The following is a 13,719-nucleotide window of genomic DNA, read 5'->3' on the forward strand; positions in this document are numbered from 1 at the left end:
CCGCTCATTTATGATGAAACCTTTCTACATTATTACGATTTTTCAGGCAGGGAAAAGCACGACGCAGAGAATTAACTAATTGAAAAAATTAAAGATTAATTATCTGTTCATCGGTATTCTGGCACTGCTTCTCGCGGTCGCTCTCTGGCCATCCATTCCCTGGTTTGGTAAAGCCGACAACCGTATCGCCGCCATACAAGCGCGGGGAGAGTTGCGCGTGAGTACTATTCACACACCTCTCACCTGGAACGAAATCAACGGCAAACCCTTCGGGCTGGATTATGAACTGGCCAAACAGTTTGCTGACTATCTTGGCGTTAAACTGAAAGTCACCGTGCGGCAGAACATCAGCCAGTTATTTGACGATCTCGATAACGGTGATGCCGATCTGCTGGCTGCAGGGCTGGTCTATAACAGCGAAAGGGTTAAAAATTATCAACCCGGCCCAACCTATTATTCCGTTTCACAACAACTGGTCTATAAAGTGGGTCAGTATCGACCACGTACGCTGGGTAATCTGACGGCGGAAAAGTTGGCCGTCGCACCTGGGCATGTTGTCATTAATGATCTGCAAAAACTGAAAGAGACTAAGTTCCCGGAATTAGGCTGGAAAGTGGACGACAGAAAAGGGTCTGCGGAGTTAATGGAAGATGTTATCGAAGGTAAGCTGGATTACACCATTGCCGATTCTGTCGCTATCAGCTTGTTCCAGCGCGTTCACCCGGAACTCGCCGTGGCGCTGGATATTACCGATGAACAACCCGTGACCTGGTTTAGTCAATTAGATAACGATAATACGCTTTCTGCTGCCCTGCTCGATTTCTTCAATGAAATGAATGAGGACGGCACACTGGCGCGTATTGAAGAGAAATATCTCGGGCATGGCAATGATTTTGATTATGTCGATACGCGCACGTTTTTACGCGCCGTTGATGCTGTTCTGCCACAGTTAAAACCGCTATTTGAGAAATACGCCGAGGAAATTGACTGGCGTTTGCTGGCAGCGATAGCTTATCAGGAATCGCACTGGGACGCGCAGGCGACTTCTCCGACTGGCGTGCGCGGCATGATGATGTTAACCAAAAATACCGCGCAAAGCCTGGGCATTACCGACCGTACTGATGCCGAACAAAGCATCAGCGGCGGCGCGCGTTACCTGCATAATATGATGAGTAAAGTGCCAGAAAGCGTGCCAGAAAATGAGCGGATCTGGTTTGCGCTCGCCGCCTATAATATGGGCTATGCACACATGCTGGATGCCCGTGCCCTGACGGCAAAAACTAAAGGTAATCCTGATAGCTGGGCCGATGTTAAACAACGTCTGCCTTTGCTTAGCCAGAAACCCTATTACAGCAAGCTGACTTACGGCTATGCACGTGGGCATGAAGCCTATGCTTATGTAGAAAATATTCGTAAGTACCAGATTAGCCTGGTGGGTTACTTGCAAGAAAAAGAAAAGCAGGCAACAGAAGCGGCGATGCAGTTGGCTCAGGATTATCCGGCGGTATCGCCAGCGGAATTGGGTAAAGAAAAATTTCCCTTTCTCTCATTTCTTTCGCAGTCGTCATCTAATTATCTGACGCACTCCCCTTCTCTACTGTTTTCCAGGAAGGGAAGTGAAGAGAAACGAAATTAATCTGTCGCGGATTGCGCTTTTTTCTGCGCTTTGATTTCCTGACGGCGCATTCGGAAAAAATCGCTGAGTAGCGCCGCGCACTCATCCGCCAGTATTCCTTCCGTAATTTCCACTCGATGATTCATGCCCGGGTGGTGAAGTACATCCATTAATGATCCGGCGGCGCCAGTTTTCGCATCACGCGCGCCAAAGACCACGCGACCAATACGGCTGTGGATCATCGCTCCGGCGCACATCACGCACGGTTCCAGCGTGACATATAATGTCGCGTCGATCAGGCGATAGTTTTGCAGCACCAGCCCTCCCTGCCGCAGCGCCATGATTTCTGCATGAGCTGTAGGATCATGGCGACCAATAGGTCGGTTCCAGCCTTCACCGATTACCCGGTTGTTATGCACCAATACCGCGCCGACCGGCACTTCCCGCTCGTCCCAGGCACGTTTCGCCAGCGTCAGCGCATGACGCATCCAGTATTCGTGACTAAATTCGACTTCAGACAAAAAGAAAACTCCGGTTATAAAAGCGCGGCGCATTATACACGGACGCTATGCGTTACTCTATTCCAGTTGCTGGAGTTCGCCGCGAGGCGTTACCCGCCAGCGATGCTGACAGAAATAGAGTAGCGGGTTGTCCTGGTTACTATCACTATAGCCACTGTAAAGTCGCAGCGGCGTGCCGATTTTGCGTTCCAGTTGCGCGACCTTTTCATGGCCGAGACAGCGCATGGTCAGCACCCAGCCGCCATAGCCGCGCTGGATCTGACTGGCGATAAGATTAACGCGTGGTAACCAGGGCGTATCGAAATAAACCGCTTCGACCAACGGCTGAGGGGAACCGGTAATCAACCAAATGTCGGCATCGGAACTTAACAGATAGCTGGTCAGACGTTCCTGCACTAGCGGAAAGACTGTAACATTGTCGCGAAACCAATGCACAAAATCGGCCTGCAACGCCTGTATACGCGCTTCGCTATGACCAAAGGTACAACCCCATAGCAGCAGGCTCATCGGCCAGCGTGCCGCTCGGCCCTTGATTAATAATGCAATGACAATGATCGGCAACAGCGGCAGAACAAGTAGCGCATTCTGCGGCTGGCGGCGCAGTAAGTAGCGCAGAAAACAGCCAAACATATCCTGTTGATGCAATGTTCCATCTAAGTCAAAAAACACCACACGACGCTCGTGAGTTGCCAAACCATACCCCTCTGGACTGATACATCCTGATTAATTTTTGCTACTACATAGCCTAACAGATAGATCATCACTTTTCCGGCATCAATCTATCGCATAATGGCTGACTGGAATTTTTAATTCATGGTAATTGACTGTGATGGAATATAATATTCGCTCGCTTGTGTCTCATATTGCCTGTTGTCGCCATTAATTCATCGCGAGGAAAGATATGAACGGCTTACTTCGTATTCGTCAGCGTTACCAGGGACTTGCCCAGAGCGATAAAAAGCTGGCGGACTATCTCCTGCTACAACCTGACACTGCCCGCCACCTTAGCTCCCAACAACTGGCCAACGAAGCCGGAGTCAGTCAGTCCAGCGTAGTGAAGTTCGCGCAAAAACTCGGTTATAAAGGTTTTCCGGCCTTAAAGCTGGCATTGAGTGAAGCTCTGGCAAGCCAACCGGAATCTCCCTCCGTACCCATTCATAACCAAATTCGTGGTGATGATCCGTTACGGCTGGTGGGCGAAAAACTGATTAAAGAAAATACTGCTGCCATGTACGCAACACTGAACGTCAATAGTGAGGAGAAGCTACATGAATGCGTAGCGATGCTTCGTTCTGCACGGCGGATTATTCTGACCGGCATTGGCGCTTCCGGCCTGGTGGCGCAGAATTTTGCCTGGAAGCTGATGAAGATTGGTTTTAATGCTGCCGCTGAGCGTGATATGCACGCGTTACTCGCTACAGTACAGGCTTCATCGCCGGACGATTTGTTATTAGCCATCTCATACACGGGCGTGCGGCGCGAGTTAAACCTGGCAGCAGATGAGATGTTACGAGTGGGCGGTAAAGTGCTGGCCATCACCGGTTTCACCCCCAATGCCCTGCAACAGCGCGCTTCTCATTGCCTGTATACCATAGCCGAAGAACAAGCGACGAACAGTGCTTCGATCTCTGCATGTCATGCTCAGGGAATGCTAACGGATTTGCTGTTTATTGCACTGATACAACAAGATCTCGAGTTAGCCCCAGAACGCATTCGCCACAGCGAGGCTCTGGTGAAAAAACTGGTTTGAGTAAAGAATGCGCGTATAATGCCCGCCCGGTTTGTGTTGTTTTGAGAGTTTCCTTATGGCGCTGTTAATCACTAAAAAATGCATCAATTGTGATATGTGTGAACCTGAATGCCCGAATGAGGCGATTTCAATGGGCGATCACATCTACGAGATTAACAGCGATAAGTGTACGGAATGCGTAGGTCACTACGAGACGCCAACCTGCCAGAAAGTATGTCCGATCCCCAATACCATTGTGAAAGATCCGGAGCATGTCGAGACGGAAGAACAGTTGTGGGATAAGTTTGTGCTGATGCATCACGCGGATAAAATTTAGTATTTTGCTTCTGGAGCAAAATATTGATTATTTACTCTTGTAAAACGAAATTATTATATTTATTTTCATGTTGCCATTAATAAACACATTCATTAAATAAAACTCCATAATATCTGCGCAGACACTTAATTATCATTATTAAAGGCGCGCCCGGCGGGTTCACCCGACGCGCCTTAATTACGTTTTCTGGTGTTACAAGAACAGAGGGATCAACTGTAAAATAGCAATGACGACTTTAATGCCCTGTTTAATAAGGTATATCGACAATCCGTCATTTGTTTTTCCTTAAACAAGGAATACAGCCATTCAGATTAGCCCTTACATCTCCCCAAAACTGAACGTGCGAGTTACTGGAATCGAGTGCCGCAAGCTTTGATGACACCACTCGTTTCAATGGGGGAATTCAGTAATATAGTGTAGAACACAGCAAAATCTCCAATAACGACGCCAATTCTAATGTATTTATGAAAAAGTGGTCTCGTTAATCTTCTCATCAATATTAAATTCTTCGTCCCGGCTCGCATTTTTATGCCAGAAATTGCAAGTTGCTTATACAGACCAACTAAACTGCTCCATAATCATTTCTGTTGGAATCGTGTGCTGCACAATATTAAAATAGTAAAGTAACCCCCTGCTCCTTACCTGTTCGGGGGTTTTACTTTTTAAAAAGAACGGTACTTTTTTGATATTCAGGAAGGGCTTTTAACTTTCAATGATTACCGTGGCACAAGCGTAGTGGCGTTCATCTGCCAGCGTTACATGCATATGTGCGACGCCCAACTTTTCTGCCAGTTTTAACGCCTCGCCCCACAACCGTAGTCTTGGCTTGCCGAGCTCATCGTTAAACACTTCAAATTGATTAAATGCCAGGCCATTACGGATCCCAGTACCAAACGCTTTTGCCGCCGCCTCTTTCACAGCAAAACGTTTTGCCAGAAAACGCACCGGCTGATGATGCGTTTTCCAGATCTCCCATTCATTATCGCTTAATACACGTCGTGCCAGGCGATCACCGGATCGCGCGATTACCGCTTCTATGCGAGCGATCTCCACGATATCCGTGCCTAAACCTAATATTGCCATTAGCCACGCGCTTCCAGCATCAGGCGTTTCATTTCTGCCACGGCATCTTTCAGTCCGGTCATTACTGCGCGACCAATAATGGCATGACCTATATTCAGTTCGTGCATCTCTGGGATAGCGGCAATGGCTTTCACGTTGTGATAGGTCAGACCGTGACCAGCATTAACTTTCAAACCGAGGCTTGCAGCAAAGGTCGCGGCTTTCTCGATTCGCGCCAGCTCTTGCGCCTGTTCAGCGTCCGTTTTGGCATCAGCGTAACAACCGGTGTGGATTTCGATAAATGGTGCCCCCACCTCTGCTGCAGCTTTGATCTGCTCTTCGTCAGCGTCGATAAACAGAGAAACCTGAATCCCGGCATCTGCCAGACGTCTGCAGGCATCGCGCATTTTGTCACGCTGACCCGCGACGTCCAGGCCGCCTTCGGTTGTCACTTCCTGACGCTTTTCCGGCACCAGACAGCAGAAATGCGGCTTCGTCTCAACGGCAATCGCCAGCATCTCTTCAGTTACCGCCATCTCCAGATTCATGCGGGTATCTAGCGTCTGACGGAGGATGCGCACGTCACGGTCTGTAATGTGGCGGCGATCTTCACGTAAATGCACAGTAATGCCGTCCGCCCCCGCCTGTTCGGCAATAAATGCGGCCTGAACCGGGTCCGGATAAGCAGTACCGCGTGCATTGCGCAGCGTTGCGATATGGTCAATGTTGACGCCCAACAGTAATTCAGCCATGACAATCCTCATCAGTCATTAAATGTTTTCACTGTCCGCTTAGGTATAAACTGCCGGAACAGTTCCCTGCTTTTTAAAGGTTTACCGCCAAGATAAGGCTTAAGGGCCATACGGGTAAAGCGTTTCGCGGCGCGCAATGTGTCTGCGTCAGGAAATTCCCGCGCATGTAACGCTTTCAACTGCCGTCCGGTAAAGGTTTTATTGTCGATAACCACACTGGCGATAAATCCTTTTTCTTCGCGGTAACGATACGTCATGTTGTCATCCACCGGCTCACCGCTACCTGCGCAATGGGTAAAATTGACGCCATAACCCAGATGCCCAAGGAGCGCCAGTTCAAAACGACGCAACGCCGGTTCTGGCGTACCTGTGATCCCTGCCAGTGCCTGGATACAATGCAAATAATCGAAAAAAAGTTCCGAAAAGCGTGTTTCGTATTCCAGTACGCGGGAGAGGAGTTCGTTGATGTAAAGCCCGCTGTAAAGCGTGATACCGCTTAGCGGCAGTGCCAGCGAGACGGCTTCAGCACTGCGCAGCGTTTTGACTTCACCGCGCCCGCCAAAACGAAGCAAGAGGGGGGTGAAAGGCTGCAATGCGCCTTTCAGGGTAGAACGTTTTGAACGTGCGCCTTTAGCAACCAGACGCACGCGTCCCGATTCCTCCGTGAAGACGTCCAGCATCAGGCTGGTTTCGCTCCAGGGACGACTATGCAGTACGAATGCGCGCTGCCAGCCTTCCATCGGTGTAACTCTTAGAGATCGTCAACGTAACCGAGACTACGCAGTGCGCGTTCATCGTCGGCCCAACCAGATTTCACTTTCACCCATAGCTCAAGGTGGACAGGCGCTTCGAACATTTCTTGCATGTCTTTACGCGCTTCAATACCGATGGTTTTGATCTTGGCCCCTTTGTTGCCAATTACCATCTTCTTCTGCCCTTCACGCTCAACGAGAATCAAACCGTTGATGTCATAACCACCGCGCTCATTGGTGACAAAACGTTCGATCTCCACGGTTACAGAGTACGGCAGTTCTGCACCGAGGAAACGCATCAGCTTTTCACGAATGATTTCAGAGGCCATAAACCGCTGCGAACGATCGGTAATGTAATCTTCCGGGAAGTGATGCGTCGCTTCTGGAAGATGTTTGCGTACAATTGCCGCGATAGTGTCGACGTTTAGCCCAGTTTCGGCTGAGATTGGCACGATATCGAGGAAATTCATTTGGCTTGCCAGAAACTGTAAGTGCGGCAGTAGATCGGCTTTCTCCTGCACGTTGTCTACTTTGTTCACCGCGAGAATCACCGGCGCTTTACCGTCACGCAGCTTGTTGAGCACCATTTCATCGTCCGGCGTCCAACGGGTGCCTTCAACGACAAAAATAACCAGCTCAACGTCGCCAATGGAGCTGCTTGCCGCTTTGTTCATCAAGCGGTTAATGGCACGCTTCTCTTCCATATGCAGGCCCGGGGTATCAACGTAGATCGCCTGATACGCACCTTCAGTATGGATACCCACAATACGGTGACGTGTAGTCTGCGCCTTGCGGGAGGTGATGGAGATTTTCTGCCCTAACAGTTTATTCAACAATGTGGATTTGCCAACATTCGGACGTCCGACGATGGCAATAAATCCGCAGTAACTTTTATCGATGCTCATTCCAGCTCCAGTTTTTTCAACGCCTGTTCGGCGGCAGCCTGTTCAGCCTTACGACGGCTTGAACCTGTGCCAACCACCGGTTCGCTCAGGCCGCTAACCTGGCAGTGGATCGTAAATTCCTGATCGTGCGCTTCGCCACGTACCTGGACCACCAGATAAGTTGGCAGAGGCAGATGGCGCCCCTGCAAATATTCCTGCAAGCGCGTTTTCGGATCTTTTTGTTTATCGCCCGGACTAATTTCGTCCAGACGAGTTTGATACCAGTTAAGGATTAATTTCTCGACAGTCTGAATATCGCTGTCGAGGAATACGCCGCCAATTAATGCTTCAACGGTGTCAGCAAGAATTGACTCGCGACGAAATCCACCGCTTTTAAGTTCACCCGGCCCTAAACGCAAGCACTCGCCTAACTCAAATTCACGAGCCAGTTCTGCCAGCGTATTACCGCGTACCAGCGTGGCGCGCATCCGGCTCATATCCCCTTCATCCACTCGCGGGAAACGGTGATACAACGCATTAGCGATAACGTAGCTTAGAATAGAGTCGCCTAAAAATTCCAGACGCTCGTTATGTTTACTGCTGGCACTGCGGTGAGTTAATGCCTGCTGCAGCAGTTCCTGATGATTAAAAGTGTAGCCCAGCTTCCGTTGAAGCCGATTAATTACGATGGGGTTCATGCGATACCAATAAATAAATGCGTCAACAATTCAGCACACGAAACAGACCTGATATGCAGGGTTCTGCTAACAGCTTTTCAGCAGTTTCAGTTGACCTGTATATGGGGACCAACGCTGTTTCGTGTGCCGTGGCGACCAGAAGGCGCCAACCTGAAACTTCGGGGGAATATTCTATACACAACGACAAGGGATGTCGTTAGCCACGGGAGATTTATCTCATAAATAATTCACGTTGCCACCATAACAGTGACAACGTGAACGGATAACGACAATTAGTGAATGCCGCCGATGCGACTTAAACGAACGCCAGTTGGCCATTCGCCTTCCTGTTTATCGAAACTCATCCAGATAGCCGTCGCCCGACCCACCAGGTTAGCTTCTGGCACAAAACCCCAGTAACGACTGTCCGCGCTGTTATCGCGGTTGTCACCCATCATGAAGTATTGGCCCGGCGGGACAATCCAGGTTGCCAGTTGTTGCCCTGGCTGCTGGTAATACATCCCTACCTGGTCCTGAGCGATAGGTACTGTCAGGATGCGGTGTGTAACATCACCCAGTGTCTCTTTACGTTCAGAAAGACGAATACCGTTTTCTTTAGTTTCGTTTTTCGGCACTTCAAAGAATCCGCTGGTCGCTTCCCCACCATTACGACGAGAGAAGGTTTGAACAAAATCGCTCGGCTCCACGTTGGAATACGTTACCGGTAGCGCGTTTTCACACGCCTGACCGGAACTGCATCCAGGTTGAATAGTCAGCTCTTTCGCAACCGGATCGTAAGTGACTTTATCGCCCGGTAAGCCAACCGCACGCTTGATGTAATCAAGCTTTGGATCTTCCGGGTATTTAAAGACCACAATATCACCACGTTTCGGATGGCCGGTTTCGATCAGCGTTTTCTGGTAGATAGGATCTTTAATACCGTAGGCAAATTTCTCCACCAGAATGAAGTCACCGATTAACAGAGTCGGCATCATCGAACCTGACGGGATCTGGAACGGTTCATAAATAAATGAACGCACAATTAACACTAGTGCCAGCACCGGAAATACAGAAGCACCGGTTTCCAGCCAACCTGGTTTTGGCGCAACTTTTTTCAGCGTAGCTTTATCCAGTGAGTCTCCAGCAGCCGCCTGCGCTGCTGCCTGACGTTCCCGCCGTTTAGGTGCGAAAAAGAATTTATCCACGCACCATAAAATGCCCGTCACCAGTGTGGCAATCACCAGAATCAGGGCAAACATATTCGCCATGCCAACTCCTAAAGATTATTTGTTGTCTTTGCCGACATGCAGAATGGCGAGGAACGCTTCCTGCGGCAGCTCGACGTTACCGATCTGCTTCATGCGTTTCTTACCTTCTTTCTGCTTCTGCAGCAGCTTTTTCTTACGGCTGATATCGCCGCCATAACATTTGGCCAGTACGTTTTTACGAAGCTGCTTCACGGTGGAACGCGCGATAATGTGCGTACCAATCGCTGCCTGAATGGCAATATCAAACTGCTGGCGTGGGATTAGATCTTTCATCTTCTCCACCAGCTCGCGACCACGGTTTTGCGAATTATCACGGTGGGTGATCAACGCCAGCGCATCGACACGTTCACCGTTGATTAAAACGTCAACACGCACCATGTCGGAAGCCTGGAAGCGTTTGAAGTTGTAATCCAGAGACGCATAACCACGCGAGGTAGATTTCAGGCGATCGAAGAAGTCGAGCACCACTTCCGCCATCGGGATCTCGTACGTCAGCGCCACCTGATTACCGTGGTAAACCATATTGGTCTGTACACCACGTTTTTCTACGCACAGCGTAATAACGTTACCGAGATATGCCTGCGGCAGCAGCATGTGACATTCCGCGATCGGCTCACGCAGTTCGTAGATGTTATTCACTGCTGGCAGCTTAGACGGGCTGTCGACGTAGATAACTTCTTTCCCCGTAGTTTCTACTTCATACACTACTGTCGGTGCCGTGGTAATCAGGTCAAGATCGTATTCACGTTCCAGACGTTCCTGAATGATCTCCATATGCAGCAGGCCGAGGAAGCCGCAGCGGAAGCCAAAGCCCAGCGCTGTAGAACTTTCCGGCTCGTAGAACAGAGAGGCATCGTTCAGACTCAATTTGCCCAGCGCGTCGCGGAAGGCTTCATAGTCGTCGGAACTTACCGGGAACAGACCGGCATAAACCTGAGGTTTAACTTTCTTAAAGCCTGGCAGCGCTTTTTCTGCCGGATTACGCGCCAGCGTTAAGGTATCGCCTACTGGTGCACCGTGAATATCTTTAATCGCACAAACCAACCAACCTACTTCACCACATTTCAGTTCAGTACGATCAACTTGTTTCGGCGTGAAAATACCCAGGCGGTCGGCGTTATAAGTCTGCCCGGTACTCATGACTTTCACTTTATCACCCTTACGCAGGGTGCCGTTTTTAATACGGATAAGTGAAACAACGCCCAGGTAGTTGTCGAACCAGGAGTCGATAATCAGTGCCTGCAATGGGCCTTCTGGATCTCCCTCCGGCGGCGGAATGTCACGCACCAGACGTTCCAGTACATCCTGCACACCAACACCTGTTTTTGCCGAGCAACGCACTGCGTCGGTAGCGTCGATGCCGACGATATCTTCGATTTCTTCCGCAACGCGTTCAGGATCGGCTGCTGGTAAGTCAATTTTGTTAAGTACCGGCACCACCTCGAGGTCCATTTCCATCGCGGTGTAGCAGTTTGCCAGGGTTTGCGCTTCTACGCCCTGCCCTGCATCGACCACTAACAATGCACCTTCACAAGCAGCCAGCGAACGGGATACTTCATAGGAGAAGTCCACGTGACCCGGGGTGTCGATAAAGTTAAGTTGATAGGTTTCGCCATCGGACGCTTTATAGTCCAGCGTCACGCTCTGCGCTTTGATAGTAATACCACGCTCACGCTCAAGATCCATGGAATCGAGAACCTGTGCCTCCATTTCACGGTCAGACAGGCCACCGCAGATCTGGATAATACGGTCAGACAGCGTCGATTTACCGTGGTCAATGTGAGCTATGATCGAAAAGTTACGTATATTCTTCATAAAGTATGATTATTGTGCCTTAATGCCCGGTTAACCAGGCTTTTAGAAGTCGCTGTTCTGAGCTTAACGTCTGTATTAATAGAAACGCCGCATTCTACACTACAACATTGAGGCGAGGAAATGTTCATACCGTATGGATTGTGGTATCTGGAAACGTCCTCGCATTTGTTATGCAAAATACAATAAAGCCAGTGAAATCACTGGCTCGCGTCTTCCGAAGATGCTTCATATCGCACAAGGCCAGGCGGCAATGCCACACTTAAGATGATCGGTTGCCATTCTGTTCGGGCGGCAAACTTACGTGAGTATCCTCGCGCAATCAGGAATCCACCAACGCCGCCGAGGATTGCTCCGCATAATGCTGCAATATCTGAAGCAAAGAGTAGCTGAAATAACGAAGCGACAAGGAATAATCCCACCAGCGGCGACATATAAACCAATAATGCGGAGCTAAGCAGGCTGCTTTCAGCGATTCCCAATTCAACTTTCTGCCCCGGCACTAACGGTTCATCACAGGATACGACGATGGTATGTGTGGTTTGCGGGCCTAGTTTATTCAACACGCGACTGCCGCAACCTGCGCGGGAAGCGCAACTGCTGCATGAAGCTTTAACATCGCAACTGACCAGCGCCTGCCCGTTTTGCCAGGAGACGACAGTAGCCCACTCTTTGATCATTCCGCTGCCCCAAACTTAATATTCTCGGCAATTCGTTTCGCCGTTTGCGGTGGCAGTTCACCAACGATGGTGATTTCCGCGTTGTCGCGTATGCTGGTGCTGACTGTTCGGCGTCCGGTTCGCAACATCTGATCGGTACTGGATGGCGTAGCGCGGTTAACGTTTACCGAGAAGCTGAACAACCCGTCGGAATAGAGACGCGATTCGATGGGCATGTTATCCATCGTCGGTAACGGACGTCGACTGCTGGAAACTTCGCTAAAGCCCTGTGGCAACCAGGTTGGAGTCCAGTTAAATTTGGCTTTCTCACCAACAGGTACAGAAAGCAGAGGCGGCAAGTTTGCCTTCGCCAGTGTCTGCATACTGTTGCTGATATCCTGATTAACGTTGAAAGCGATCACGCGGAATTGCTCCAGTGTCTCACCATCGCGATCAAGGAGATCAACCCGCATCGGTAATTTCGATTCGGTGTCCATCCACACGATGTAGCTGTAGCGTGTGCCATCACGGGCTACCACGCGGATTACCTCACATAAGCGGTCAGCAATACGGGTGCGCCCCACAGAGATAAAGTCGTAGTAAGGAGAAAGGCGTTTGAAATCGGTATAGATGAGCGATGGCAGAGAATCAACAATGTAATCGCCATTAAGAGTGAACGGTTCAAGACCCGGTTCAAAGTAGCTGATTTCATTGCCGCGCTGTACCACTTCCCGGCGCGGGCCATCCATTTGCAACAACTGTGCAAGAGGACGGTTATCGAGGCGTGCATGTCGATAACGCAGAGACTCAACACCTTGTTTATTGATGCTGATGAATGACAGCTCGTAATTCAGTGACTGGCTAGCCAGGTTCATCTGCTGTAATAACGCCCCGGACGCGGGAGTGGCCGAGGCGTTAGCAGAGAATAACAGGCTACCTGTCACTAATGACATGGCAAACCAAAGTTGCTTCATTACTGCGATTGCGTTCCTAAAGTTTGAATTCCTGGCACCTGTACAGCGGCTTGCTGTGTCTGTGCCTGCTCAAACTGAAGCTGTTCGGAGTGGAGTCGACGTTGCAATTCGTAATCCTGCAACATGGCATTAATGCGACGACGCTGCTCCTGTACCTGCTGCTGTTGACCATTGTTCGCGGTCGCTTCAGAAGGTACTCCCAGGCTTACCGGACTGGCTTTACCCATCATCGGCAGAGTATTAAATACCGGTGTTTCGGGCTGCTGGGACGTTTCAGATTGTCCATTATAGTGCTGGACGCCAACGATAACTGCAAGCGATACGCATGCCGCTACACCCATTTGGGTGAGCTGTGCCGCCCACGGACGAACTTTCTGCCAGAATGGCATTTTCTGCCATTGATGCGGCGCAGGCTGAGCCTCTGGGATCAATATCGTCGGTTGGCGAACGGGCTCTTCTTCAATGGCGGCCATCACGCGTGAAGAGATATCGAAATGGAGTACCTCGGGAGTATCACCCCGCATAGAGTCACGGATTAAGTGATAATTTTCCCAGGTTTTCTGCATCTCCGGGTTGTGAGCCAGTTCGTTAAGCAGCTCACTATCCAGCGTTTCGCCATCCATTAAAGCGGAAAGTTGTTCTTTCTGCATGCCTAATACCCTTATCCAGTATCCCGC

At 50.0% G+C, this 13,719-nt stretch carries 15 protein-coding genes; 3 read left to right on the forward strand and 12 right to left on the reverse strand.

The features are described from left to right. Nucleotides 1–79 precede the first annotated feature (79 nt). Nucleotides 80–1,636, forward strand: a complete 1,557-nt coding sequence (mltF, locus tag A1SC_RS12500; protein ID WP_000734181.1) for a membrane-bound lytic murein transglycosylase MltF — start codon at nt 80–82, stop codon at nt 1,634–1,636. Here mltF and tadA read toward each other — a convergent pair. After that, nucleotides 1,633–2,136, reverse strand: a complete 504-nt coding sequence (gene tadA, locus A1SC_RS12495) for a tRNA adenosine(34) deaminase TadA (RefSeq protein ID WP_001516895.1) — start codon at nt 2,134–2,136, stop codon at nt 1,633–1,635. The genes mltF and tadA overlap by 4 nt on opposite strands. Before the next feature lie 57 nt (nt 2,137–2,193). Then, entirely contained in the window at nt 2,194–2,829 is a 636-nt protein-coding gene (gene yfhb / locus A1SC_RS12490; protein WP_000190640.1) for a phosphatidylglycerophosphatase C, read from the reverse strand. 208 nt (nt 2,830–3,037) lie between these two features. Here yfhb and A1SC_RS12485 point away from each other — a divergent pair, with 208 nt between their 5' ends. Together A1SC_RS12485 and yfhL are read left to right on the forward strand one after the other, a co-directional pair. Then, entirely contained in the window at nt 3,038–3,886 is an 849-nt protein-coding gene (locus A1SC_RS12485; RefSeq protein ID WP_001013776.1) for a MurR/RpiR family transcriptional regulator, read from the forward strand. Between the two features lie 55 nt (nt 3,887–3,941). Continuing rightward, entirely contained in the window at nt 3,942–4,202 is a 261-nt protein-coding gene (gene yfhL, locus A1SC_RS12480) for a 4Fe-4S dicluster ferredoxin YfhL (RefSeq protein WP_001196284.1), read from the forward strand. Between the two features lie 702 nt (nt 4,203–4,904). Here the strand turns inward: yfhL and acpS are convergent. From acpS to rseA, 10 genes are all read right to left on the reverse strand, one after another. After that, a complete protein-coding gene (gene acpS / locus A1SC_RS12475; protein ID WP_000986026.1) occupies nt 4,905–5,285 on the reverse strand; it encodes a holo-ACP synthase in 381 nt (126 codons plus the stop codon). After that, nucleotides 5,285–6,016 (reverse strand): pyridoxine 5'-phosphate synthase, encoded by a 732-nt coding sequence (gene pdxJ, locus A1SC_RS12470; RefSeq protein ID WP_001516896.1) that lies wholly within the window; start codon nt 6,014–6,016, stop codon nt 5,285–5,287. Before pdxJ ends, acpS begins: the two co-directional genes overlap by 1 nt. 11 nt (nt 6,017–6,027) lie before the next feature. Further along, the gene (gene recO / locus A1SC_RS12465) at nt 6,028–6,756 is read right to left on the reverse strand and encodes a DNA repair protein RecO (RefSeq protein ID WP_000399390.1); all 729 of its coding nucleotides are present in this window, start codon (nt 6,754–6,756) and stop codon (nt 6,028–6,030) included. A gap of 11 nt (nt 6,757–6,767) precedes the next feature. Beyond that, entirely contained in the window at nt 6,768–7,673 is a 906-nt protein-coding gene (era, locus tag A1SC_RS12460) for a GTPase Era (RefSeq protein ID WP_000020738.1), read from the reverse strand. Then, the gene (gene rnc, locus A1SC_RS12455) at nt 7,670–8,350 is read right to left on the reverse strand and encodes a ribonuclease III (RefSeq protein WP_001068343.1); all 681 of its coding nucleotides are present in this window, start codon (nt 8,348–8,350) and stop codon (nt 7,670–7,672) included. Before rnc ends, era begins: the two co-directional genes overlap by 4 nt. A gap of 272 nt (nt 8,351–8,622) precedes the next feature. Beyond that, on the reverse strand, nt 8,623–9,597 hold the full coding sequence (gene lepB, locus A1SC_RS12450) for a signal peptidase I (RefSeq protein ID WP_000002549.1): 975 nt from the start codon (nt 9,595–9,597) through the stop codon (nt 8,623–8,625). Nucleotides 9,598–9,612: 15 nt separating this feature from the next. Beyond that, nucleotides 9,613–11,412, reverse strand: a complete 1,800-nt coding sequence (lepA, locus tag A1SC_RS12445) for a translation elongation factor 4 (RefSeq protein ID WP_000790174.1) — start codon at nt 11,410–11,412, stop codon at nt 9,613–9,615. Nucleotides 11,413–11,609: 197 nt separating this feature from the next. Next, nucleotides 11,610–12,089: a SoxR-reducing system protein RseC gene (gene rseC / locus A1SC_RS12440; RefSeq protein ID WP_016249085.1), complete on the reverse strand. Its 480-nt coding sequence runs from the start codon at nt 12,087–12,089 to the stop codon at nt 11,610–11,612. Further along, on the reverse strand, nt 12,086–13,042 hold the full coding sequence (gene rseB / locus A1SC_RS12435) for a sigma-E factor regulatory protein RseB (RefSeq protein ID WP_016249086.1): 957 nt from the start codon (nt 13,040–13,042) through the stop codon (nt 12,086–12,088). Before rseB ends, rseC begins: the two co-directional genes overlap by 4 nt. After that, entirely contained in the window at nt 13,042–13,692 is a 651-nt protein-coding gene (rseA, locus tag A1SC_RS12430) for an anti-sigma-E factor RseA (RefSeq protein WP_001168447.1), read from the reverse strand. The genes rseB and rseA overlap by 1 nt, the downstream gene beginning before the upstream one ends. Nucleotides 13,693–13,719: the final 27 nt, after the last annotated feature.

The organism is Escherichia sp. KTE52, assembly GCF_000408325.1.
In the GTDB taxonomy this organism is placed as follows: Bacteria; Pseudomonadota; Gammaproteobacteria; order Enterobacterales; family Enterobacteriaceae; genus Escherichia; species Escherichia marmotae.

What these genes read in the sequence shown, in the direction of transcription:
- A1SC_RS12485 (WP_001013776.1), top strand. Translation starts at nt 3,038, where the DNA reads ATGAACGGCTTACTTCGTATTCGTCAGCGTTACCAGGGACTTGCCCAG.
- yfhL (WP_001196284.1), top strand. Translation starts at nt 3,942, where the DNA reads ATGGCGCTGTTAATCACTAAAAAATGCATCAATTGTGATATGTGTGAA.
- acpS (WP_000986026.1), bottom strand. Translation starts at nt 5,285, where the DNA reads ATGGCAATATTAGGTTTAGGCACGGATATCGTGGAGATCGCTCGCATA.
- pdxJ (WP_001516896.1), bottom strand. Translation starts at nt 6,016, where the DNA reads ATGGCTGAATTACTGTTGGGCGTCAACATTGACCATATCGCAACGCTG.
- recO (WP_000399390.1), bottom strand. Translation starts at nt 6,756, where the DNA reads ATGGAAGGCTGGCAGCGCGCATTCGTACTGCATAGTCGTCCCTGGAGC.
- era (WP_000020738.1), bottom strand. Translation starts at nt 7,673, where the DNA reads ATGAGCATCGATAAAAGTTACTGCGGATTTATTGCCATCGTCGGACGT.
- rnc (WP_001068343.1), bottom strand. Translation starts at nt 8,350, where the DNA reads ATGAACCCCATCGTAATTAATCGGCTTCAACGGAAGCTGGGCTACACT.
- lepB (WP_000002549.1), bottom strand. Translation starts at nt 9,597, where the DNA reads ATGGCGAATATGTTTGCCCTGATTCTGGTGATTGCCACACTGGTGACG.
- lepA (WP_000790174.1), bottom strand. Translation starts at nt 11,412, where the DNA reads ATGAAGAATATACGTAACTTTTCGATCATAGCTCACATTGACCACGGT.
- rseC (WP_016249085.1), bottom strand. Translation starts at nt 12,089, where the DNA reads ATGATCAAAGAGTGGGCTACTGTCGTCTCCTGGCAAAACGGGCAGGCG.
- rseB (WP_016249086.1), bottom strand. Translation starts at nt 13,042, where the DNA reads ATGAAGCAACTTTGGTTTGCCATGTCATTAGTGACAGGTAGCCTGTTA.
- rseA (WP_001168447.1), bottom strand. Translation starts at nt 13,692, where the DNA reads ATGCAGAAAGAACAACTTTCCGCTTTAATGGATGGCGAAACGCTGGAT.